Here is a 19,678-nt window from a genome sequence, read left to right on the forward strand (position 1 = left end):
CCGCATATTATAGCCATCTTTGGCGAAGCGCCGGCACCGCGGCGAGCAGCTGGCGCATCGCCTCGCCGGCGGCGACGAAACCGAACGTCGCCGTGACCGTCACCGTCGAGCCGTAGCCGGCGCAGTTGAGGCTGCCGTCGACGTCGCACGCGCCTTCAGGGCGGTGCACCGTCTCCTTCGAATACACGCAGCGCACGCCGAGCGGCACGCCACCGCGCGGCGCGCCGGCACGCCGCAGCTTCTGGCGCAGCGATGCGAGCAGCGGGTCGTGCGTCGCATGCGCGAGGTCGTCGACCGCAACGGCCTGCCCCAGCGTCTTGCCGCCAGCCGCACCGACGGTGACGAAGGGCACGCCGCTGTGCCGCGCCCACGTCGCGAGCGCGAGCTTGGCCCCGATCTGATCGCACGCATCGACGACGGCGTCGACGGGCCGCGGCAGCAACTGCGGCCAGTTCGTCGCGTCGATGAACTCCTCGACGGCGTGGACCGCGCAGCCGGGATGGACGTCGGCCAGCCGGGCCTGCAACGCGAGCACCTTGGCCTGCCCGACGGTGGCACCGACGGCCTGGACCTGGCGGTGGATGTTGGACTCCGAGACGTGGTCGAGGTCGATCAGCGTCAGCTCGGCGACGCCGCTGCGCGCCAGTGCCTCCGCGGCCCACGAGCCGACGCCGCCGACACCGACCACCGCCACACGCGCCGCACGCAGCACGCGGTAACCCTCGTCGCCGTACAGGCGCCGCAGGCCGCCGAAGCGGCGCTCGAGGTCGGCCTCGTCGGCAGCGGCATCGCCGACGGCGGTGGTGGGCAGCGGGCGCGCCGTCACACCCGCCGCTCGAGGCGCCACGCCTGGTAGCGCAGCCCCAGCACGGCGCCGGCGAGGATGCCGCCCAGCGCGAGGAAGCTGCCCACCGCCAGCGTCGACACACCGGTCAGGCCCTGCCCGACGGTGCAGCCGAAGGCCGTCACGCCGCCGACCCCCATCAGCGCCGCGCCGACGAGGTGGTTGGCGAGGTCCTCGACGTCGCCGAAGCCCTCCCAGCGGAAGTTGCCGCTGGCCAGCGCCCACGCGGCCGAGCCCGCGATGACGCCGAACACCGAGACGATGCCCAGCGTCAGACGCTTGTTCGCGTCGCTGTAGAGGATCAGCCAGTCGAGCGCGTAGCCCACCGGAGCGACGAAGGTCAGCGACTCCATGCTGCGCGTGTTCGTCGCCAGGTACGTCGGCTCGAGCGTATCGGGGTGCTCGGGGACGAAGCCCAGCCGCCCCGACACCCACCACACCGCGACGATCACGGCGCCGATGCCCACGCCGCCGAGCAGCGTCTCGGTCGAGCGCCCCTCGACGCGCGACAGCGCCCACGCGATGAGCGCGCCGCCGATCAGCAGCCCCAGCACACCGGCCAGCAGCGGCACCGGCGCGCCGCTCGCGTACGCCACGAGCGACGGCAGATCCTGCCCCACCGGCAACGTCACCGCGACGCGGTCGACGGTCTCGACGCGCCACACCGCCGTGACGCCGCGCAGCGTCATGTACGACGTCACCGCGAGCACGAGCAGCACGACGAGCGCCTTCAGGTTGCCGCCGCCCACGCGCACCAGCGTCTTGCTGCCGCAGCCCGACGCCAGCACCATGCCGACGCCGAACACGACGCCGCCGCCCAGGTTCGACAGCCAGATCAGGCGTTCGCTGGCGTACACGCTGCGACCCGCCTCGACCCAGCCGAGCGCGACCATCGCGTTGAAGCCGATCATCGCCGTGCCGATGGCCAGCGCCCACATGCGCATGCGCGACCAGTCGCCCATGTGAACGATGTCGGCCACGGCACCCATCGTGCAGAAGTGGGTGCGCTGCGCGATGGCGCCAAACGCCGCCGACAGCGCGAACGTGGCCCACAGCACGTACTGCGTCAGCGCGCCGATGTCCGCGGTTGCCATGGCGGCGGATTCTAGGTTCGCACCGTCGCGCGAACCGGCCTCGGGGCCGGCGGTGAAGCCCGCCGGCGCCGCACCGAGCGGCGCGCGGTCGACCGTGTCGGGCGCGCACTCCGCCGGGCGTCAGCGCAGCGCGGCCAGGCGGTCCTTCGCGGCAGCCGCCGCCTCCGACTTCGGATACGCCTTCTGCAGGTCGGTCAGCGTCGTGCGCGCCGCGCGCGTGTCCTTGGTCTCGATCTGCGCATTGGCGATCGCGAGCATCGCCTCGGGTGCACGCGGGTGGTCGGGCGCCTTCGTGACGAACTCGCGCAGCACGGCGATCGCGCCGGCGTGGTCGCGCTTGCCGTACAGCGCGTTGCCGAGCCAGAAGCGCGCGCTGTCGGCATAGCCGCTGGACGGATGGCGCTGCAGGAAGCCGCCGAACGCCGCCGCCGCCGCGGCGAAGTCGCCGCCGCGCAGCGTGGCCATCGCCTGCTCGTACTCGCGCTGTTCGGCTGGCGCGGCGAGGAACTCGCGGCCGTCGAGCGAGACCTTCTGCGGCTCGAAGCGGCGCAGCCGCTCGTCGGTGGCCTGCACGAGGTCCTGCTGGCGGCGCTGCAGCTCGGCGACTTCCCGCGCCAGCTGCTCGTCCTGGCCGCGCAGCCGGGCCATCTCGCTGCGCATCTGCTCGATCTGCGCGTTCAGATCGACGAGCCCCAGGCGCAGCTGCCGCAACTGCTCGAGCAATTCGGCGTTGGCCTTGCTCAGCTGCGTCACCTGCGCCTGCAGGCGCTCGTGGTCCTCGCTGACCTTGGTGCGCAGATCGAGGATGGCCTTGCGGGCCTCGTTGTCCGGGAACAGCTGGGCCTGCGCGGGCAGCGCCAGGCCCAGCGCGACGAGGGCGGCGGCCGCCGCCCCCGCCACGCGACGCAGCGTCGTGCGCACGTCAGCGGTCCTTCAGCTCGGCGCGCCGGTTCTTGGCCCAAGCCTCTTCGTTGCTGCCCGTCACCGCCGGGCGTTCCTCGCCGAAGCTGACGGCCTCGAGCTGGCCCTCGTTGACGCCGAGCAGCGTCAGCGACCGCACCACCGCCTCGGCACGACGCTGGCCGAGCGCGAGGTTGTACTCGCGCCCACCGCGCTCGTCGGTGTGGCCCTCGACGACGACGCGCAGGTTGCGGTTGGCCACCAAGCGCTTCGCGTGCGCCTCGATCAGCGGACGGAACTCGGGCTTGACGATGTAGCTGTCGAAGTCGAAGTAGACGATGCGGTCGATCGCCGTGGCGGCTGCGTCGTTCTTGCCCAGGTCGACACTGGCCACCTGCGACTGGCCGGCCGCAGCGGTACCGGCACCGCCCGCGCCCGCGCCCGCACCGGCAGCACCGACCGGCTGCGGGGTGCGGGACTCGACCGGGGCACCCGCACTGTCGTCGAGCTTGACCGGCGACGAGCAGCCCGCCAACACGAGCGCCGCGAGCGACAACGCCAGGACACCATGCACACGCTTCATCGATTGTTCTCCCGAACGAGTTGAGACCATGCAGTGATCGTTGATGCGGCCCGGTGGTTCAACGCCCGTACGGGCCCCACACCGGTTCGCGCACGTCGAGCCCCGACGACAGCAGCCGCGTCTTGATACGACCGTCGAGCGTGGTCGTCATCAGCACGTCGCGCCCGCCAGCGCGCGTGGCGTAGATGATCAGACGGCTGTTGGGCGCGAAGCTCGGACTCTCGTCGTCGCTGGTGTCGGTCAGCGCCTGCACGCGGCGGCTGGCCAGGTCCATCAGCATCAGCTTGAACGCACCGCCGTTGCGCGTGATGTAGGCCAGCGAGCGCCCGTCGGGACTGACCGCCGGGCTGATGTTGTAGCTGCCATCGAAGGTCACACGCTCGACGCTGCCGCCGGCCACCGGCATGCGGTAGATCTGTGGGCCGCCGCCACGGTCGCTGACGAAGTACAGCGTGCGCCCGTCGGCGGTGAACGCCGGCTCGGTGTCGATCGCGCCGCCGCTGCCGGTGGCCAGCCGCCGCGGCTCACCACCGGCCACCGGCTGCAGGTACAGCTGCGAGCCGCCATCGCGCGACAGCGTCAGCGCGAGCTGGCTGCCGTCGGGCGACCACGCCGGGGCACTGTTGCTGCCACGGAAGTTCGCAAGGACGCGCCGGCGGCCGCTGGCCACCTCCTGCACCCACACGACGGCTTTCTGCGTCTCGAACGACACGTAGGCCAGCTGCTTGCCGTCGGGCGACCACGCCGGCGAGATGATCGGCTCGGGGCTGGCCAGCGCGGTCTGCGCAGCCTCGCCGTCGGCATCGGCAACGTTCAGCGTGAAACGCCCGTTGCCTTTGGTCACGTAGGCGATGCGCGTGGCGAACACGCCGGGCTCGCCGGTGAGCTGGCGATAGACCGCGTCGGAGATGCGGTGCGCCGCCAGCCGCAAGTCGCCGGCGACGACGGCCTGGCTCTGGCCGCCGAGGTCCTCGCCCTTGACGACGTCCCACAGCTTGTAGCGCACGTCGAAGCGTCCGTCGGCCAGCCGCGTGACGGAGCCGAGCACCAGCGCGTCGACGGCACGGCCGCGCCATTCGGCCATCACCGGACGCGAGGTCTCGTCGAGCACGCCCGGCGCGTCGACGCCACGGAACAGGCCGCTGCGCTCGAGGTTCGCGCGCACGATCGCGGCGATCGGCTGGCCACCTGCGGCCTCGTCGCGGAAGCGCGCAACCGCGATCGGGATCTGCGTCGCACCGACACCACTGATCTCGACGCGGAACTGCGCCAGCGCCGGCATCGCCGCACTGGCTCCCAAGGCTCCCAGCAGTCGTCGTCTCTGCCACATGGTGTTCACTGATCCGCCCGCAGGTTACAGGTTCACTCGATCGCCCGCGCTGCCGGATTCGAAACGCAATGCAAGCCGCACCCGGCATCGCGTGCCGTCGCCGGGCCTTGGCGAAGCAACGCATTGTAGGAAGGCGCCGTCGCGATAATCTCGGGCCACGCAGGCACTGCCCCGAGGAGACCCGCATGACGCCACCGATCAGCCGCTACCCGGTCCCCGAGCTCAAGGACCTGCCCGAGGATATCCGCGCGCGCATCCTCGAGGTGCAGGACAAGGCCGGCTTCGTGCCCAACGTGTTCCTCGCGCTCGCGCATCGCCCGGCCGAGTGGCGCGCGTTCTTCGCCTACCACGACGCGCTGATGCTCAAGGACAGCGGCTCGCTGACCAAGGGTGACCGCGAGATGATCGTCACCGCCACCAGCGCGGCCAACCACTGCCTGTACTGCGTCGTCGCACACGGCGCGATCCTGCGCATCTACGAGAAGAAGCCGCTGGTGGCCGACCAGGTCGCGGTCAACCACCGCAAGGCCGACATCACGCCGCGCCAGCGCGCGATGCTCGACTTCGCGCTGAAGGTGTGCCTGCGCTCGCACGAGGTCGACGACGCCGACTTCGCCGCGCTGCACGCGCACGGCTTCAGCGACGAGGACATCTGGGACATCGCTGCGATCACGGCCTTCTTCGGCCTGTCGAACCGGATGGCCAACGTCACCGGGATGCGGCCGAACGACGAGTTCTACCTGATGGGGCGCGTGCCCAAGCCGCCAAAGGACGCGCCCGCGCGGCAGGCGTGACGGCCCCGCGCCGATGACGTGCGGCCGCTGAGGGCCTCCGCGCCGCTTCGAGCGGCGCGACGCCCGAACAAAAAGCCCGGAGCCTTTCGACTCCGGGCTTCGGTTGTCGATGGTCGGGGTGGCGGGATTCGAACTCGCGACCCCTTGCACCCCATCATTTTCGGGGCCCATATTTGGTGCGACTCTCAGCGACCCCCGCCTAATGCAATCAATGGGTTACGTTACACTAGGGACCGGAAGAAATCGGCAAGATGCAGTAGCACCGGCCGGTTTTTCCGAACGTGTTTCCGAACGTGAAACGGCTCAAAGGTCGATTGCAAGGGGTCGCGCATGGCTGAGAATCTGCTCACTGACGCGCGGGTGCGCACGGCGACTCGTGAGAAGGACGGCGCCTATCTGAGCGACGGCGGCGGTCTTCGAATCCGGCTGCTCGCGCCGAGTACGCGCAACCCGAAAGGCGCTCGGCTCGCCGAGTACCACTTCAAGGTCAAGGCCGCCGGCAAGTGGATCCATGGCGCGATCCACGTCGGCACGATCGGCGACCCGTTCACCGACGCCGCCGGGAAGACCCGGCCCTTCACGCTGAGGGACGCGCGCGAGGCTCGCGACGCCGCCCGCGAGCTCGTCAGCAAGGGGATCGACCCTCGCGAGGCTCGTCGGCTCGCTGAGGCCGAAGCGGCCGAAGAGCAGCGTCGCCGGCTGCTCGCGCTCGAAGGCCGGCGCACGGTCCGGCAAGCGTTCGAGAAGTGGAAAGAGCTCTACCTCGCCGGCAACCGCAAGGACAAAGGCGAGTTCGTGGAATCGCTCTTCGAGCGGCACGTCTTGCCGCGGCTCGGCGACACGCCGCTCGAAGAGCTCACGCGGCAAGCCGTCACCGACACGCTCGACAAGATCACCGCGCAAGGTCTGGCGAGAACGGCGAACATGACGCTCTCGCTGCTGAGGCAGTTCGTTCGCTGGTGCGTGGCGCGCGACTGGCTTGACCGTGACCCGACGATGACGCTGTCGAAGCGGCTCGTCGGCGGCAAGGAAGCGCCGCGGCAACGCGTGCTGTCGGCGGTCGAAATCGTCAAGCTGCGCGACATGCTGCCGGCGTCGGGTCTGACGAAGCGGCTACAGCACGCGGTGTGGTTGCTGCTGGCGAGCGGGGTTCGCGTCGGCGAGCTCTCTCGCGCGAAGGCGAGCGACTTCTCGCTCAAGGCGAAGACGTGGCACATACCCGCCGAGACGACGAAGACCGGCAGGCCGCACAGCGTGTTCCTGAGCGACTTCGCTTTGAAGCACGTCGAGGCTCTTCTTGCGCTGCGCGGCACCTCGGCGTATCTGCTGCCGGGACGCAGCGACGACCCGAAGGACGATCGCCACGTAGACGAGAAGTTCATCTCGAAGTCGATCCACGACCGGCAGCGCGACAAGCCGCTCAAGGGTCGAGCGAAGGCGTCGAGCGCGCTCGTGCTGCCTCGCGGCCGGTGGACCCCGCACGACCTGCGCCGGACCATGGCAACGCGCATGCGCGAACTCGACGTGCCGAGCGACGTTGTAGAGCTTTGCCTCAACCACGTTCGACAAGGGATCGAAGGCGTCTACCAGACAAGCAAGCTCGTCGCGATGCAGCGCGACGCGTGGCAGCGTTGGGGCGCCGAGCTCGAACGGCTGATGACGCTCGACGCGACGAACGTCGTGGAACTGCACGCCGCCGAACGGGTGGCGGCATGAGCGAGCTCACGTTCGAGCAGCTGCACGAGCGCATGGTCGCCGAGTGTGAGCGCCTCCGCGACGCGCAGGCGCAGCAAGCGCGGCACCATCGCGCTTTGCAGGCCAAGGCGAAAGCGCACGGCGAGCACGACATAGCGCTTAAGCTCGGCATGCTGGCGGCGAACCTTGAGCAGAGTGCAGCGCTGGCCGAGGCCGAGCGCCGCGACCGTATAGCTAGCTTCGAGCGCTGGCAGCGCGCCGAGAAGAACCGCGAGCGCGCCCGCAAGCCGCGGCCGGGACGGCGCACGCTGGCCGACAAGATCAGGACGATGTTCGCGCCGCTCAAGCGTGAAGGCGAGGCGTTCAAGCTCGTCTTGCGCGCGTGGGAGAGTGACCGCATAGGCTCGCTGCGGCTGAGCAAGCTCGACGGCGGCCGCTACCTCGTCACCGACGAAGACGGCGACGACGGCGACCGCGGCGAGTACAAGCTCGGCACGCTTGAGAAGCTCTACAGCAAGGCTCGCTAAGAGTTTTTTACCGCTAGCGGTGGCTAGCGGTAACCGTGCTTCGACAGTGCTTCCCGTGCCGACGACACGCGTCGGCATGCTTAGCGGGACGCGGCGAGGCGTCCCACTTGCGAAGGGACGCAGCAATGCCGAAACGCACCGCACCGACGCCGCTGCCGGCGCCGGAACTCTTGACCGATCCCGAAGGCGCCGCACTTATCAACGTCGGCACGACTCGGTTTCAGCAGCTTCAGAAAGAAGACCCGACGTTTCCCAAGCCGATCTGGCTCGGGCCGCGTGGGAAGCGGCACGTCAAGAGCGAGCTCGTCGCGTGGGCGCTCTCGAAAAGGAGGGCGCAATGAAGCACGACGACGACCTCGTGAGGCGCCGCGAGGAGGCGCAGCGCAAGCGCGGCCGGATCGAGCCGCGCCAGGCTCGTCAGCTCGTCGTCTCGGAGGCCTGCGAGGCACAAGCGCGTCGCGTGGCTAGTGCACCTACCCTTTACAGGAAGATGCTCGAAAAGTCCTTCACCGGAGGACTTTCGCCGCGCCAGACGATCAAGGCGAAGTGCCTCGATTGCTCCAACTTTCAGCGCGACGAGGTCGCCAGCTGCCGCGCCGTCGCATGTCCGCTGTGGGCGCTTCGGCCTTACCAGGCGCAGACGGGAGGCCGGAAATGACACGCAAGGACTGCGCTGCCCTACACCGGAAAAAACGAACCCCAACCGTGGCGGCGGTCGGGGTCAGGAGCGAAGGGCAAAGTGGATTTTGGGGCGATTGTACAGCGGGCGAACTTGCGCTGCGCCTGCGCGCGCTGCTCGACGCCGCGAGGAGCGCGCGATGAACGCCGCGGCAACGCTGCCCAGCACGGAGGTCGACCTGGCCTCGGCGCGGCGCTTCCTCGACCTTCTTGCCGGGAGTGAGGCCGTCACGTTCCAGTGCTTTGACGACCGCGGCGAGGACCGCACGCTGGCGCGCATCCTCCACGGCCACATCGAGGAGCACGCCGCCGCGCTGCGGCGCCTCAACGAGGCCGGCGCCGGCATTTTTTGGGTGCCGAACAGACTCGATGGCAGGGGGCGCAGGGCGCAAAACGTCGTCGGCATTCGCGCGGTGTTCTTGGACCTTGACGGCGCGCCGCTCGCGCCGGTCGCCGAGGCCCCTGCCCCGCCGCACGCGATCATCGAGTCGAGCCCCGGCCGATACCATGCCTATTGGCTCGTGGCCGACTGCAAACTGGAGCAGTTCGCCGGGTTGCAGAAGGCGCTGGCGATGAAGTTCGGGGGCGACCCCAGCGTGCACGACCTGCCGCGCTGCATGCGCTTGCCCGGGTTCGTGCATCGCAAAGCCGCGCCGTTTGTTTCGCGACTGCTGCAAGCAAACCCCGCCCCACCTTTTGCGGCTGTCGATTTGGTGCGGCGCCTGGGCCTGCCGGAGTGTCGCGCCGAGCCGCAGGGGGCGCGCGCAGCAAGCGCCGGCGGGCTCGTGCCTGCCGGGGGGCGCAATCGCGCGCTGGCAAGTCTCGGCGGCGGGCTGCGGCGGCTGGGGCTGTCGGCGCACGCCATCGACGCCGCTCTGCAACGAGTCAACAACGAATGCTGCACGCCGCCGCTCGCGCCCGAAGAGGTTTCGCGCGTGGCCTGCAGCGTCGCCAGGTATCCGGCGGGCGAGCCCCCGGCCGCGCCGGCGGACGAGGCGCAGCCGGTCGATATTTTCCGCACGGTCACTGCGCCAGCCCTCGACCCCGGCGACTTCCCGGCGCTGCTGCAAGACCTGGCGGTTCCGCTCGCGAAGGCCGCGGGTCACGACGTTGGCGCGTATCTCATGGCATCGCTCGTCGCCGGCGCTGCGGCGACGAGCGACGCGCTGCGGCTGATGATCGACCCGGACACGTCGTGGTTCGAGTCGGCGCGCTTGTGGGTGCTGCTGCTCGGCGCACCCGGCACCGCGAAGACGCCGGCTATCCGCGCCGGCATGGCGCCGCTGTTCGAGCTGCACCGCCAGCTAGTCGAGCGTCACGAGGCCACGCTCGCTGCGCTGGGCGAAGACGAGCCGAAGCCGCCGCGACCGGCAATCTTCACGACCGACCCGACCGTCGAAGCGCTGAGCGACGTTCTCGTCGCGAACCCGCGCGGCGTCATTGCGGTCTTCGAAGAGCTCGACTCGTGGCTCGGCTCGCACGATGCGTATCGCAACGGCGGCGGCTCGAAGGACCGCGGGGAGTGGCTGAGGCTCTTCGACGGCGGTCCTCACCAAGTGGACCGTGTGAAGCGTGGCAGCGTCTTCGTTCAAAACTGGGGCGTTTCGATCGTCGGGGCGACGACGCCGGCGGGGCTGAAGCGGCACGCGAAAGCTCTACCCCCGGACGGTCTGATTCAGCGCTTCCTGCCGGTGCTGGTGCGTCCCATGGGCACGCCTACAGCGACCCCCGGCGAGCGCGAGTGCATCGAGCCGTGCCGGCGCCGGCTCGCCGAGCGCATGGTCGAGCTCTTTCACGCGCCGACCGGCGTCGTCCGGCTCGCACCCGACGCGGCACGCATGTTCGCCGAGCGCCGGAATCAGCTGCGCGCCGAGGTCGAGGCGGCCGCAGCGTTCTCGGAACCCTTCGCCGGTCACGTCGCGAAGCACGCCGGTCTGATCGCGCGCGTCGCGCTCACCATGCACGCGATCACGCACGGCGCCGCGGCGCACGAGACGTTGCTCGACGCCGAGACCATGCGCGGCGCGATAGCTCTCGTGCGCAAGCTGACGCGGCACGCGCTCGCGATGTTCGACTTGCTCGGCGGCGGCGACGACGGCGCTCTCGCCGTGGCTCGTGCCGCGGCACGGTCGATCGTCGCCGGTGCGTTGACCGAGATCAAGAGGAGCGACCTGATCCGCACGTGCAGCCAGTTCCGCGGCGCGCCCGACGCGGTGAAGGAAGCGGCGTTGCGCTTCCTCGTTGACGCCGCATGGCTCACGCCGCTCGACGGCTCGCGCCAGTACGCCGGCCGCGCGACCGGCTACGTCGTGCATCCGGCCGTCCACGTCAAGTTCGCAGCCGAAGGCGAGGAGCTCAAGGCTAGGCGCGCGGTAGTTCGCGAACTGCTCGCCGGGTGATTGGTGCAAATTGTTACCTTGCGCGCGCGTACATAGAGGGGCATCTGACCCTTTTCTTTCTCATGACATGTTCTCTACCCGCCTTGATCTACGCACGCGCAAGGTACCGATTTGCACCAATTCGCCGTCAGCGCGTCGTGCTCGCCTCCGAGCCCGTCGAGTCGGCGGGGAGGGGTCGTGATAGCCGGAGTGACGGGCGGCGGGATAGCCGGCGCGATGGCCGGCGTGATGGGCGGTGTGGAATGGAGGAATCGATGAAGTACAGCGGTCTGTGGTCCGAAGCCGAGCTTGCGTGTTTGAGCTACCTGGGCTGGCTCGGCGCGTTGGACGCGAGGGCGCTTGCGTTGGCGGCCAAGATGCCGCTCGGCGAGACGCTGGCCGCGCTGCGCAGGCTGCAGGTGGGCGGGTTCGTTTCCAGCCTCGGCGGTGCTTGGTGCGTCACCGGCCGTGCGCTTCGTGCCGTCGAGGATGCCGCTGCAAGCCCTCAAAACGGGCTCACAGGCGACGATCACGAAGTGGTGGCTACCAGCGTAGCTACCTGCCCTCAAAGCGCGCCTGAGGGCGGTCTTGGTGGTCTGCGAGTTGCGGGTCCTTCTGCGCCTTTGGAAATGCGGGTAGTTGCGGCCCCCGACCCTCGCTAGTGGGTCACCGTACCGCAACGGATACCCGCCACCGTACCGGCAAAGGAAAGCAAAGATGACGCAGCAAGAGCTGGCCAAGGCCCTGGGGATTTCGCAGTCGTCGGTCGCGCGGCTGGTGGCGGCGGGCATGCCGGCCGACGACGTTTTTGCTGCTGCCGCGTGGCGCGCGGCGCACACGCAACGTCTGCGCCCGATCACCGTTGCTGCTGCGCCCGCGCCCGCTGCGCCCGCGGCAGCGCAAGGGGAGACCGCGTCGGACCTGACGCGCGCCCTGCTCGAGGCGCGGCTGCAGCGCGAACGCGCCGAGGCGGCGAAGGCCGAGTTGGCGGCCTCGAGGCTCTCGGGCGAGTTGGTGCGCGTCGAAGACATGCGCCGCGCGATCGGCCGCAGGCTGGTGGCCGCGCGCGAGGTGCTGCGCAGCGTCGGATCGCGCGTCGGCCCGCTGCTGGCGGGACTCGACCCGGCCAGCGCCGCCGCCGCGCTCGACGCCGAGATGGCCCGCGTCGAGGGCGAGCTGCGCGCCCTCGCGGACGACCTCCAGCACCACGACCACCACCACGAAGGGGTGCGATGAGCACCGACGCCCCCGACGCCCCCGACGCCGCCGCCATCGTCGCCGCAGCGTGGTGGTCTGAGCTGCACCCCGACGAGTGCGTGCGCGACGCCCGTCGGGCCGTGCTCGACGCGCGCGAGGCACACCGCCGCGCGCAGGCCGCGCTCGCGGTGGCAGAGGCGGCGCTGCGCGCTGCCGAGGCCGCCTTCAAAGCCCAACAGCGCCTCGAGGCCGCGCGGGCGCAGAGCAACCGGCAGGACCGCTGATGTACAGCCTCGCCGAACTCGAGCCGCTGCTGCGACGCGTCGTGCGCGAAGAACTGCAACGCGCGATGTGCCGCGGCTCGCTTACGCCTGCGCAGCGCATGGTGTTCGACGCCGTGGCGCAGATGTTCGCCCCCGGCGAGACCTTCACCGCTGGCGACGCAATAAGCGCGGCCCGCTTCGACCCCGATGCGCGCCAGAGCCTCCAGCAGGCCGTCGACTGCGACGCTCAGCGGCTGGGCATCGTACTCGGCCAACTTGCCGATGCGGGCGCGCAGATCTCGGACATGCGCCTGGTGCGCTTGCCGAAGGAAGCCGGCGCGCGCCGGTGGATGTTCGAGGCGCTCGAGGGGGCTGAGTCCCTTTGAGTGCCGTGCGCGCCTACGCCACCATGCAGGGCATGAACACCACTGCACATGTCGGCCTCACGGCCCGCCAACTCGACAGATATTCGCTCGCCGAACTCATCGCCGCTACGGCGCGCGACGACGCAAAGGCGCTTGGCTTTTACCGAGAAGTAAGTGACGCCGTTGCGGCTCGCACAGGGCAGCAGCCCAGCGCGTTTCACAGCTTTTTCCTGCCGGCCGAGTACACGGAGCGGTACACGCGCGACATGACCGCTGCCGGCGTCAGCGGGTCCAACTTCCTCGTCGGCCAGGCGACCGGCTTTGCCGGCGCGCTGCGCGCCGCGAGCATCACCGCACGCTTGCCGCTGCGCCGCGCAACGCTTGCCGCCAATGCTTCGGTGGTGGTCGCCGCTACGCAGCCGACATCGACGTGGCTTAGCGAAGAGACCGCGAGCATCGGCGACGCCGCGATGGCGTTCAGCAGCCGCGCTGCCACGCCCAAGGTCGTTGCAACGACGGCGTTTCTCTCGAAGCAGCTCGACCTGCAGGCACCGGGCGCGGCCGCGTTCATCGAGGCGCAGGCTGCTGCCGCGCTGGCGCAGGCTATTGACAAGGCGTTCGTAAGCGGCACCGGGTCCAACGGCGAGCCTACGGGCCTGTTGGCCTTGAGCGGCACGACGTCGCAGTCGGGCGCGAGCATCGACTACAGCGGCGTGGCAACCCTGATCGGGGCCGCAGAAGGCTATGCAGGCACGCCGCATGTGCTCCTGGGCAAAGACACCGCAAAGCTGCTGCGCCAGCGGCCCAAGACCACCGGCGGCACGCCCATCTTCGACGGCGGCACGGTGGACGGCTTGCCGACGATCGTCAGCCGCGCTGTGCCCGACAACGCGATGGTCGTCCTCGACCCGACGCTGGTCACCGAAGTGCAGTTCGGCGCGCTCGAGGTCGTCGTCGCGCCGCTTGCATCGCCGTCCGCGTTTCGCACGGGCGCTATCGGCATCAGGCTGATCGCGATGGTTGACTTCCTCGTCGATCACGCGGCGGCAGTGGCGGTGGCGGCGAATATCACTTAAAGCACAACATGGTCGACCACAACACCGTCCTGCTGCGCGTCACCCGGCCGACGGTTGTCGGCGGCGCCCGCCTCGAGGTGGGCGCGCAAGTCACGCTGTCCCTGCATGCAGCGCTCGATGCCGTCGAAACCCAGCGCCTGGCCTTCGTCGACCCGGCCGACCGCGAGCGCTGTATGCAGGCGCGGCGGCAACAGATCGCGCGGCAACTGCGCAGCTCGGTGTCGGACTTGCCGCCCGGGCCGTGGCTGCGGGTCGCATGAGAGGTCAATCGCTGATCAACGACGGTTACGCCGTCGTGCGGCTGCGCGAGAGCGTCAAGACGCGACGCCGGTTTATGAGCACACACGGCCAGTTCGGCGCGCTCGTCGTGCTGCCGATCGCGTTCGCGCTCGAGCTGGTCGAGGGCGGCCGAGCAAAGATGCCGGGGGCGACGAGCCGCGGCACACTGCGCGCGGCGGCATGCGCGCTCGCCGAGGCCGCACGACGCACCGACTGACGACGACGCGCACCCTGCGCGTCGAGACCGAGCTCGGTCCGGTCGGGTTACCCGAAGGCGCGAAGCTCTCAGCGACGACGAGGGTCGCCGACGAGCTCGTGCTCGCCGATCTGGCTCGGCCGCTCGACGCCGACGAAACCGACCGGCTCTGTCGCGCAATCGACGCGCTCGACCGCGCGAACGTCTAGGCGCCGCTCGGCGCCGTTTCCGAACACGTCGCCGGCACCCTGCCGGTTTTCCGAACGTGTTTCCGAACGTGGCGGCTCTAGAAAGGAAAACGGGCTAGCGCCTGTGACGCTAACCCGTTGATTTTATTGGTCGGGGTGGCGGGATTCGAACTCGCGACCCCTTGCACCCCATGCAAGTGCGCTACCAGGCTGCGCTACACCCCGACGAAGATTTAAAGTATACTTGTCTCTGCGATCTCAGACGGTCAGCAGCTCGCGGATCGACAGCAGCTCGGCGCGCAGCTGGGCCGGCGTCAGCGACGCCGCCGCGGCGTCGCCGGCCCCGGCCACCGGCACGGAATCGACGTCGGGCGGCGCCGCGTCGAACGCACCGGCAGGCACGGTGCCCGCGTGGCGCGGTGCGGCCCGCCCGGCGCTCTCGGCGAGCCGGTTGCGCGCGCCGCTGATCGTGAAGCCCTGCTCGTAGAGCAGCTCGCGAATGCGGCGCACGAGCAGCACCTCGTGGTGCTGGTAGTAGCGGCGGTTGCCGCGACGCTTCATCGGCCGCAGCTGCGTGAACTCCTGCTCCCAGTAGCGCAGCACGTACGGCTTGACGCCGCACAAATCGCTGACTTCACCGATCGTGAAGTAGCGCTTGGCGGGAATCGGCGGCAGCCCGGAGTCCATGCGTGGCAACACGGCAGATGGGGGTCAGCACTCTACTCGAACTCCCCCGCCGTCGGGATCTCGCCTTGCACGATGCCCTTGAGCTTGTGGCTGGCGTGGAACGTGACGACGTGGCGCGCCTTGATCGGGATCGACTCGCCGGTGCGCGGGTTGCGCCCCGGGCGCGGCGCCTTGCGGCGGATGTTGAAGTTGCCGAACCCCGACAGCTTGACGTCCTTGCCGCTGACCAGCGCCTCGTGCAGGATGTCGAAGAAGGCCTCGACCATGTCCTTGGCCTCGCGCTTGTTGAGCCCCAGGCGCTCGAACAGCAGCTCGGCCAGCTCGGCCTTGGTCAGCGTCGGCGTCTCCAGCGACGGCAGGATCACGCTCTCGTGCGCGGCGTCGGGTCGCTCCTCGGTCATCGGTCGTTCTCCCTCGTCGTGCGTTCACGCGCGCAGCCGCGCGCCGACCCGCTGGGCGAGGCGCTGCAGCACGCGCGCGAGCTCGGCGTCGATGCGCTCGTCGGTCAGCGTGGCGGCCTCGTCGAGCAGCTCCAGCCGCACCGCGAGGCTGCGCTCGTGCGCGCCGATGCCCGCCACCGGCTGCGCCGGCTTGTAGATGTCGAACAGGCGCGCCGAGCGCACCAGGCCCTCGCCCGGGCCGATCGCGTCGATCAGCGCCTCGTGGCTGACGCCGTCGGCCACCACCAGCGCGAGGTCGCGCGTCACCGGCTGCTGGCGCGGCAGCGGCTGGAACTGCGGCACGTCGCGCACCAGCAGCGCCTCGAGCTCGAGCTCGAACAGCACCGGCGCGTGCGGCAGCTCGTAGGCCTGGCGCCACTTCGGGTGCAACTCGCCGATCCAGCCCACCGCGACGCCGTCGACCTCGATGCGCGCGCAGCGCCCGGGGTGCAGCGCGGGGTGCGTGCCGGCGACGAAGCGCGGTCGGCGCGGCGCGAACAGCGCCTCGACGTCGCCCTTGACGTCGAAGAAGTCGACGCCGCGCTCCTTCGTGCCCCACTGCAGCTCGTCAGCGGCGCCGTAGGCCAGTGCTGCGATGCGCATCGGCTGGTGCACGCCGGCCACCGTCGTGTCGCTGTCGCGCACCGACGCGTCCTTCATGAACACGCGGCCGATCTCGAAGACGCGCACGCGCGGCTGCTTGCGCGCGAGGTTGTGGCGCAGCACCTGCACGAGCGAGCCCAGCAGGCTCGAGCGCATCACCGCGAGCGGCGCGGCGATCGGGTTCAGCAGCCGGATCGGGTCGGCATTGCCGGCGAGCTCGCGCTCCCAGCGCTCCTCGACGAACGAGAAACCGATCGTCTCCTGATAGTCCAACGCGGCCAGCAGGTGGCGCACGCGGTGCGCGCTGCGGTGGTGCTCGGGCTTGACGTGCGCCGTCACCGGCGCGACCGGCGGCGTCGTCGGCAGGCGGTCGTAACCGATGACGCGGATCACTTCCTCGATCAGGTCTTCCTCGATCGCGAGGTCGAAGCGCCAGCTCGGCGGCGTCACGGTCAGCGTGCCTTCGCTCTCGGTGAACGGCAGCGCGAGCCGCCGGAACACGTCGGCACACTGCGCCTGCGTCACCGGCATGCCGATCACCTTCGCCGCGCGCGCGACGCGCAGCGTGACGGGCTTGGGCGCCGGCAGGTTCACGACCTGGTCGTCGATCGGCCCGGGCTCGCCGCCGCAGATCTCGACGATCAGCTGCGTGATCCGCTCGATGTGCTGCACGGTCAGCGCCGGGTCGACGCCGCGCTCGAATCGGTGGCCGGCGTCGGTGGCGAAGTTGAAGCGCCGCGAGCGCCCGGCGACCGCCTTCGGCCACCAGAACGCGGCCTCGACGTAGACGTTCTTCGTCGCATCGCTGACCGCGGTCGCGTCGCCGCCCATGATGCCGGCCAGCGACTCGGGACCCGTCGCGTCGGCGATCACGCCGACCTGCGCGTCGAGCTCGACCGTCTGGCCGTTGAGCAGCTTCAGCGTCTCGCCGGGCCGCGCCCAGCGAACGACGAGCCCCTCGTGGATCTTGTCGAGGTCGAAGATGTGCGACGGCCGGCCGTATTCGAACATCACGTAGTTCGAGATGTCGACCAGCGCCGTGACGCTGCGCTGCCCGCAGCGCGCAAGGCGCTCGACCATCCACGCCGGCGTCTTCGCCGTCGTGTCGACGTGGCGCACGATGCGCCCCGAGAAGCGCCCGCACAGGTCCGGCGCCTCGATGCGCACCGGCAGCTTGGCGTCGTGCACCGGTGCAACCGGGGGAATCGCCGGCGTCTTCAGCGGCGCGCCGGTCAGCGCCGAAACCTCGCGCGCGATGCCGTGGACGCTCAGGCAGTGCGCGAGGTTGGGCGTCAGCTTGAGCGTGAACAGCGTGTCGTCGAGGTTCAGCGCCGCGCGCAGGTCGGCGCCGACCGGTGCATCGGGCGCGAGCTCGAGCAGGCCGCCGTGGTCGTCGCTGAGCTTGAGCTCGCGCGCCGAGCACAGCATGCCGAGGCTCTCGACGCCGCGCAGCTTGCCGACCCTGATCTCGAACGGCGCACCGCCCTCCTCGGCCGGCGGCAGCTGCGCGCCGACGAGCGCGAGCGGCGCCTTGAGGCCCGCGCGCGCGTTCGGTGCGCCGCAGACAACCTGCAGCAGGCCGTCTTTCGTGTGCTCGCCGGCAGCGACCTTGCACACGCGCAGGCGGTCGGCATTGGGGTGCGGCACCGCCTCGACGATCTCGCCGACGACGACGCGCGTGAACGGCGGCGCCACCGGGCGCAGCTCCTCGACCTCGAGGCCGGCCATCGTCAGCAGGTCGGCCAGTTGCTGCGTCGACAGCGGCGGGTTGCAGAACTCGCGCAGCCAGGATTCCGGAAATTGCATGACTCGTCTCGCGCCTTACTGGAACTGGCTCAGGAAGCGCAGGTCGTTGTCGAAGAACAGGCGCAGGTCGCCGACGCCGTAGCGCAGCATCGTCAGGCGGTCGGGGCCCATGCCGAACGCGAAGCCGATGTGGCGCTCGGGGTCGAGGCCGAAGTTGCGCACGACGTTCGGGTGCACCTGGCCGGAGCCGGCCACCTCGAGCCAGCGGCCCTTCAGCGGCCCCAACGTGAACGCGATGTCGACCTCGGCCGACGGCTCGGTGAACGGGAAGAAGCTCGGCCGGAAGCGCAGCGCGAGCGCGTCGGTCTCGAAGAAGCGGCGGAAGAAGTCGGCGAACACCGCCTTCAGGTCCTTGAAGCTGATGTTCTCGCCGATCCACAGCCCCTCGCACTGGTGGAACATCGGCGAGTGGGTCGCGTCGCTGTCGACGCGGTACGTGCGCCCCGGCGCGATGACGCGGATCTCGGGCATCGGGTCGGTGCCGGCGTGGCGCTTGACGTGCTGCACCGCGTGGCGCACCTGCATCGGGCTGGTGTGCGTGCGCAGCAGGTAGCCGCCCTCGACGTAGAACGTGTCGTGCATCGAACGCGCCGGGTGGTCCTCGGGCGTGTTCAGCGCGGTGAAGTTGAACCAGTCGTTCTCGATCTCGGGGCCGTCGGCGACGTCGAAGCCCATCGAGCCGAAGATGGCCTCGATGCGCTCCATCGTGCGGCTCACGGGGTGCAGCCCGCCGCTGCCGCGACGGCGTCCGGGCAGCGTCACGTCGAGCGCCTCGGCGCGCAGCTGGGCCTCGAGCTCGGCGTCGGCCAGCGCCTGGCGGCGCGCCTGCAGCGCGGCCTCGATGCGCTGCTTGGCGGCGTTGATCTCGGCGCCGCGCGTGCGCTTGTCGTCGGCCGGCAGCGCGGCGAGCGACTTCAGCAGCTCGGTGATGCGGCCGGTCTTGCCGAGGAAGCGGGCCTTGGCGTTCTCGAGCTCGGCCGGCGTCGCGGCGGCGGCGAACTCGGACTGCGCCGCCGCCACGAGGGAATCGAGGTCGTTCATGGATGCGTGGAGAACGAAAAAAGGCCGCCACCGAAGGTGACGGCCTCGAGGCTTGCAGCGCCCCGGCCGCACGGCGGCCGGGCGGGCGACATCAAGCGAGCTGGGCCTTCACCTTCTCGACGATGCTGCCGAACGCCGCCGGGTCGTTGACGGCCAGATCGGCGAGCACCTTGCGGTCGATGTCGATCTGCGCCTTCTTCAGGCCGGCCATGAACTTGCTGTACGTCACGCCGAGCTCGCGGCTGGCCGCATTGATGCGGGCGATCCACAGCTGGCGGAACACGCGCTTGCGCGCGCGGCGGTCGCGGTAGGCGTACTGGCCCGCCTTCATCACCGCCTGCTTGGCGATGCGGAAGACGTTCTTGCGGCGGCCGCGGAAGCCCTTGGCCAGCGCGAGCACCTTCTTGTGACGCGCGCGGGCGGTGACACCACGTTTGACGCGAGGCATGGTTCAGCTCCTTTCGTCCGAGGCGGTCACAGACCGGCGAACGGCATCATCGCCGCGATGTGGCCGACGTCGCGCTCGTGCACGTTGGCACTGCCGCGCAGCTGGCGCTTGCGCGTCGTGCTCTTCTTCGTGAGGATGTGGCGCTTGAACGCCTGACCGCGCTTGACGGTGCCGCCGGGACGCACGCGGAACCGCTTGGCCGCGCTCTTCTTGGTCTTCATCTTGGGCATGACTGCTCCTTTTCAGTGACCCCTGCAGGCGGCACC

At 70.1% G+C, this 19,678-nt stretch carries 24 protein-coding genes, 1 tRNA gene and 1 pseudogene; 14 read left to right on the forward strand and 12 right to left on the reverse strand.

Translation table 11 applies throughout. From position 1 onward, the window contains the following. Nucleotides 1-7 precede the first annotated feature (7 nt). The 5 genes from DRV96_RS00080 to tolB all read right to left on the reverse strand — a co-directional run bounded on the left by DRV96_RS00080 (nucleotide 8) and on the right by tolB (nucleotide 4,751). Nucleotides 8-826, reverse strand: coding sequence for a tRNA threonylcarbamoyladenosine dehydratase (locus DRV96_RS00080; RefSeq protein ID WP_235823224.1), 819 nt, complete (start codon nucleotides 824-826; stop codon nucleotides 8-10). Further along, nucleotides 823-1,938, reverse strand: a complete 1,116-nt coding sequence (locus DRV96_RS00085) for a YeeE/YedE family protein (RefSeq protein ID WP_119286324.1) — start codon at nucleotides 1,936-1,938, stop codon at nucleotides 823-825. Before DRV96_RS00085 ends, DRV96_RS00080 begins: the two co-directional genes overlap by 4 nt. A 120-nt stretch (nucleotides 1,939-2,058) precedes the next feature. Then, a complete protein-coding gene (gene ybgF / locus DRV96_RS00090; protein WP_119286326.1) occupies nucleotides 2,059-2,859 on the reverse strand; it encodes a tol-pal system protein YbgF in 801 nt (266 codons plus the stop codon). A gap of 1 nt (nucleotide 2,860) precedes the next feature. Further along, nucleotides 2,861-3,421, reverse strand: coding sequence for a peptidoglycan-associated lipoprotein Pal (gene pal, locus DRV96_RS00095; RefSeq protein ID WP_119286328.1), 561 nt, complete (start codon nucleotides 3,419-3,421; stop codon nucleotides 2,861-2,863). A gap of 58 nt (nucleotides 3,422-3,479) precedes the next feature. Then, nucleotides 3,480-4,751 (reverse strand): Tol-Pal system beta propeller repeat protein TolB, encoded by a 1,272-nt coding sequence (gene tolB / locus DRV96_RS00100; RefSeq protein WP_119286331.1) that lies wholly within the window; start codon nucleotides 4,749-4,751, stop codon nucleotides 3,480-3,482. Nucleotides 4,752-4,936: 185 nt separating this feature from the next. Here tolB and DRV96_RS00105 point away from each other — a divergent pair, with 185 nt between their 5' ends. From DRV96_RS00105 to DRV96_RS00155, 14 genes and pseudogenes are all read left to right on the forward strand, one after another. Further along, nucleotides 4,937-5,545 (forward strand): peroxidase-related enzyme, encoded by a 609-nt coding sequence (locus tag DRV96_RS00105; protein ID WP_210756936.1) that lies wholly within the window; start codon nucleotides 4,937-4,939, stop codon nucleotides 5,543-5,545. Nucleotides 5,546-5,875: 330 nt separating this feature from the next. Continuing rightward, complete coding sequence (locus tag DRV96_RS00110; protein ID WP_119286334.1) at nucleotides 5,876-7,261, forward strand: tyrosine-type recombinase/integrase; 1,386 nt, start codon at nucleotides 5,876-5,878, stop codon at nucleotides 7,259-7,261. Continuing rightward, nucleotides 7,258-7,767 (forward strand): hypothetical protein, encoded by a 510-nt coding sequence (locus DRV96_RS00115; protein WP_119286336.1) that lies wholly within the window; start codon nucleotides 7,258-7,260, stop codon nucleotides 7,765-7,767. Before DRV96_RS00110 ends, DRV96_RS00115 begins: the two co-directional genes overlap by 4 nt. A 125-nt stretch (nucleotides 7,768-7,892) precedes the next feature. Beyond that, on the forward strand, nucleotides 7,893-8,108 hold the full coding sequence (locus DRV96_RS17925) for a helix-turn-helix transcriptional regulator (RefSeq protein ID WP_162910904.1): 216 nt from the start codon (nucleotides 7,893-7,895) through the stop codon (nucleotides 8,106-8,108). Then, a complete protein-coding gene (locus tag DRV96_RS17930; RefSeq protein ID WP_162910905.1) occupies nucleotides 8,105-8,425 on the forward strand; it encodes a hypothetical protein in 321 nt (106 codons plus the stop codon). Before DRV96_RS17925 ends, DRV96_RS17930 begins: the two co-directional genes overlap by 4 nt. Nucleotides 8,426-8,585: 160 nt before the next feature. After that, a complete protein-coding gene (locus tag DRV96_RS00125) occupies nucleotides 8,586-10,844 on the forward strand; it encodes a DUF3987 domain-containing protein (RefSeq protein WP_119286341.1) in 2,259 nt (752 codons plus the stop codon). Nucleotides 10,845-11,098: 254 nt separating this feature from the next. Beyond that, nucleotides 11,099-11,485, forward strand: coding sequence for a hypothetical protein (locus DRV96_RS17935; RefSeq protein ID WP_162910906.1), 387 nt, complete (start codon nucleotides 11,099-11,101; stop codon nucleotides 11,483-11,485). Continuing rightward, nucleotides 11,463-11,606, forward strand: a pseudogene (locus DRV96_RS18825) (helix-turn-helix domain-containing protein); the annotation flags it as partial. The gene DRV96_RS17935 and the pseudogene DRV96_RS18825, both read left to right, overlap by 23 nt. Nucleotides 11,607-11,612: 6 nt before the next feature. Further along, nucleotides 11,613-12,059, forward strand: a complete 447-nt coding sequence (locus DRV96_RS00130) for a hypothetical protein (RefSeq protein ID WP_235823225.1) — start codon at nucleotides 11,613-11,615, stop codon at nucleotides 12,057-12,059. Next, nucleotides 12,056-12,304: a hypothetical protein gene (locus tag DRV96_RS00135; protein WP_119286347.1), complete on the forward strand. Its 249-nt coding sequence runs from the start codon at nucleotides 12,056-12,058 to the stop codon at nucleotides 12,302-12,304. Before DRV96_RS00130 ends, DRV96_RS00135 begins: the two co-directional genes overlap by 4 nt. Then, on the forward strand, nucleotides 12,304-12,669 hold the full coding sequence (locus tag DRV96_RS00140; protein WP_119286349.1) for a hypothetical protein: 366 nt from the start codon (nucleotides 12,304-12,306) through the stop codon (nucleotides 12,667-12,669). Before DRV96_RS00135 ends, DRV96_RS00140 begins: the two co-directional genes overlap by 1 nt. A gap of 32 nt (nucleotides 12,670-12,701) precedes the next feature. Beyond that, complete coding sequence (locus DRV96_RS00145) at nucleotides 12,702-13,724, forward strand: phage major capsid protein (RefSeq protein WP_162910907.1); 1,023 nt, start codon at nucleotides 12,702-12,704, stop codon at nucleotides 13,722-13,724. An 8-nt stretch (nucleotides 13,725-13,732) separates the two neighbouring features. Further along, nucleotides 13,733-13,984, forward strand: coding sequence for a hypothetical protein (locus tag DRV96_RS00150; protein WP_119286353.1), 252 nt, complete (start codon nucleotides 13,733-13,735; stop codon nucleotides 13,982-13,984). Next, the gene (locus DRV96_RS00155; RefSeq protein WP_119286355.1) at nucleotides 13,981-14,220 is read left to right on the forward strand and encodes a hypothetical protein; all 240 of its coding nucleotides are present in this window, start codon (nucleotides 13,981-13,983) and stop codon (nucleotides 14,218-14,220) included. The genes DRV96_RS00150 and DRV96_RS00155 overlap by 4 nt, the downstream gene beginning before the upstream one ends. 315 nt (nucleotides 14,221-14,535) lie before the next feature. Here DRV96_RS00155 and DRV96_RS00165 read toward each other — a convergent pair. From DRV96_RS00165 to rpmI, 7 genes are all read right to left on the reverse strand, one after another. After that, nucleotides 14,536-14,612: transfer RNA gene (locus DRV96_RS00165), tRNA-Pro, on the reverse strand. 33 nt (nucleotides 14,613-14,645) lie between these two features. After that, on the reverse strand, nucleotides 14,646-15,074 hold the full coding sequence (locus DRV96_RS00170) for a MerR family transcriptional regulator (RefSeq protein WP_119286359.1): 429 nt from the start codon (nucleotides 15,072-15,074) through the stop codon (nucleotides 14,646-14,648). Nucleotides 15,075-15,106: 32 nt separating this feature from the next. Next, a complete protein-coding gene (locus DRV96_RS00175) occupies nucleotides 15,107-15,475 on the reverse strand; it encodes an integration host factor subunit alpha (RefSeq protein ID WP_119286362.1) in 369 nt (122 codons plus the stop codon). A gap of 24 nt (nucleotides 15,476-15,499) precedes the next feature. Then, complete coding sequence (gene pheT / locus DRV96_RS00180; protein WP_119286364.1) at nucleotides 15,500-17,923, reverse strand: phenylalanine--tRNA ligase subunit beta; 2,424 nt, start codon at nucleotides 17,921-17,923, stop codon at nucleotides 15,500-15,502. A 15-nt stretch (nucleotides 17,924-17,938) separates the two neighbouring features. Further along, a complete protein-coding gene (gene pheS / locus DRV96_RS00185) occupies nucleotides 17,939-18,964 on the reverse strand; it encodes a phenylalanine--tRNA ligase subunit alpha (RefSeq protein ID WP_119286366.1) in 1,026 nt (341 codons plus the stop codon). Nucleotides 18,965-19,055: 91 nt separating this feature from the next. Next, nucleotides 19,056-19,412 carry a 50S ribosomal protein L20 gene (gene rplT / locus DRV96_RS00190; RefSeq protein ID WP_119286368.1) on the reverse strand — a complete coding sequence of 119 codons (357 nt, stop codon included), beginning with the start codon at nucleotides 19,410-19,412 and terminating at the stop codon, nucleotides 19,056-19,058. 26 nt (nucleotides 19,413-19,438) lie between these two features. Next, nucleotides 19,439-19,642, reverse strand: coding sequence for a 50S ribosomal protein L35 (gene rpmI, locus DRV96_RS00195; RefSeq protein WP_119286369.1), 204 nt, complete (start codon nucleotides 19,640-19,642; stop codon nucleotides 19,439-19,441). Between the last annotated feature and the right edge of the window lie 36 nt (nucleotides 19,643-19,678).

This window comes from Azohydromonas sediminis, from assembly GCF_003574675.1.
Classification (GTDB): Bacteria; Pseudomonadota; Gammaproteobacteria; order Burkholderiales; family Burkholderiaceae_C; genus Calidifontimicrobium; species Calidifontimicrobium sediminis.

Excerpts from the sequence above, each read along its gene's own strand:
- DRV96_RS00170 (WP_119286359.1), bottom strand. The coding sequence starts at position 15,074 with ATGGACTCCGGGCTGCCGCCGATTCCCGCCAAGCGCTACTTCACGATC.
- rpmI (WP_119286369.1), bottom strand. The coding sequence starts at position 19,642 with ATGCCCAAGATGAAGACCAAGAAGAGCGCGGCCAAGCGGTTCCGCGTG.
- DRV96_RS00150 (WP_119286353.1), top strand. The coding sequence starts at position 13,733 with ATGGTCGACCACAACACCGTCCTGCTGCGCGTCACCCGGCCGACGGTT.
- DRV96_RS17935 (WP_162910906.1), top strand. The coding sequence starts at position 11,099 with ATGAAGTACAGCGGTCTGTGGTCCGAAGCCGAGCTTGCGTGTTTGAGC.
- DRV96_RS00085 (WP_119286324.1), bottom strand. The coding sequence starts at position 1,938 with ATGGCAACCGCGGACATCGGCGCGCTGACGCAGTACGTGCTGTGGGCC.
- DRV96_RS00140 (WP_119286349.1), top strand. The coding sequence starts at position 12,304 with ATGTACAGCCTCGCCGAACTCGAGCCGCTGCTGCGACGCGTCGTGCGC.
- DRV96_RS00130 (WP_235823225.1), top strand. The coding sequence starts at position 11,613 with ATGCCGGCCGACGACGTTTTTGCTGCTGCCGCGTGGCGCGCGGCGCAC.
- DRV96_RS00155 (WP_119286355.1), top strand. The coding sequence starts at position 13,981 with ATGAGAGGTCAATCGCTGATCAACGACGGTTACGCCGTCGTGCGGCTG.
- DRV96_RS17930 (WP_162910905.1), top strand. The coding sequence starts at position 8,105 with ATGAAGCACGACGACGACCTCGTGAGGCGCCGCGAGGAGGCGCAGCGC.
- DRV96_RS00110 (WP_119286334.1), top strand. The coding sequence starts at position 5,876 with ATGGCTGAGAATCTGCTCACTGACGCGCGGGTGCGCACGGCGACTCGT.
- DRV96_RS00145 (WP_162910907.1), top strand. The coding sequence starts at position 12,702 with ATGAACACCACTGCACATGTCGGCCTCACGGCCCGCCAACTCGACAGA.
- DRV96_RS17925 (WP_162910904.1), top strand. The coding sequence starts at position 7,893 with ATGCCGAAACGCACCGCACCGACGCCGCTGCCGGCGCCGGAACTCTTG.
- DRV96_RS00135 (WP_119286347.1), top strand. The coding sequence starts at position 12,056 with ATGAGCACCGACGCCCCCGACGCCCCCGACGCCGCCGCCATCGTCGCC.
- tolB (WP_119286331.1), bottom strand. The coding sequence starts at position 4,751 with ATGTGGCAGAGACGACGACTGCTGGGAGCCTTGGGAGCCAGTGCGGCG.
- DRV96_RS00175 (WP_119286362.1), bottom strand. The coding sequence starts at position 15,475 with ATGACCGAGGAGCGACCCGACGCCGCGCACGAGAGCGTGATCCTGCCG.
- pheS (WP_119286366.1), bottom strand. The coding sequence starts at position 18,964 with ATGAACGACCTCGATTCCCTCGTGGCGGCGGCGCAGTCCGAGTTCGCC.
- pal (WP_119286328.1), bottom strand. The coding sequence starts at position 3,421 with ATGAAGCGTGTGCATGGTGTCCTGGCGTTGTCGCTCGCGGCGCTCGTG.
- rplT (WP_119286368.1), bottom strand. The coding sequence starts at position 19,412 with ATGCCTCGCGTCAAACGTGGTGTCACCGCCCGCGCGCGTCACAAGAAG.
- pheT (WP_119286364.1), bottom strand. The coding sequence starts at position 17,923 with ATGCAATTTCCGGAATCCTGGCTGCGCGAGTTCTGCAACCCGCCGCTG.
- DRV96_RS00125 (WP_119286341.1), top strand. The coding sequence starts at position 8,586 with ATGAACGCCGCGGCAACGCTGCCCAGCACGGAGGTCGACCTGGCCTCG.
- DRV96_RS00115 (WP_119286336.1), top strand. The coding sequence starts at position 7,258 with ATGAGCGAGCTCACGTTCGAGCAGCTGCACGAGCGCATGGTCGCCGAG.
- DRV96_RS00105 (WP_210756936.1), top strand. The coding sequence starts at position 4,937 with ATGACGCCACCGATCAGCCGCTACCCGGTCCCCGAGCTCAAGGACCTG.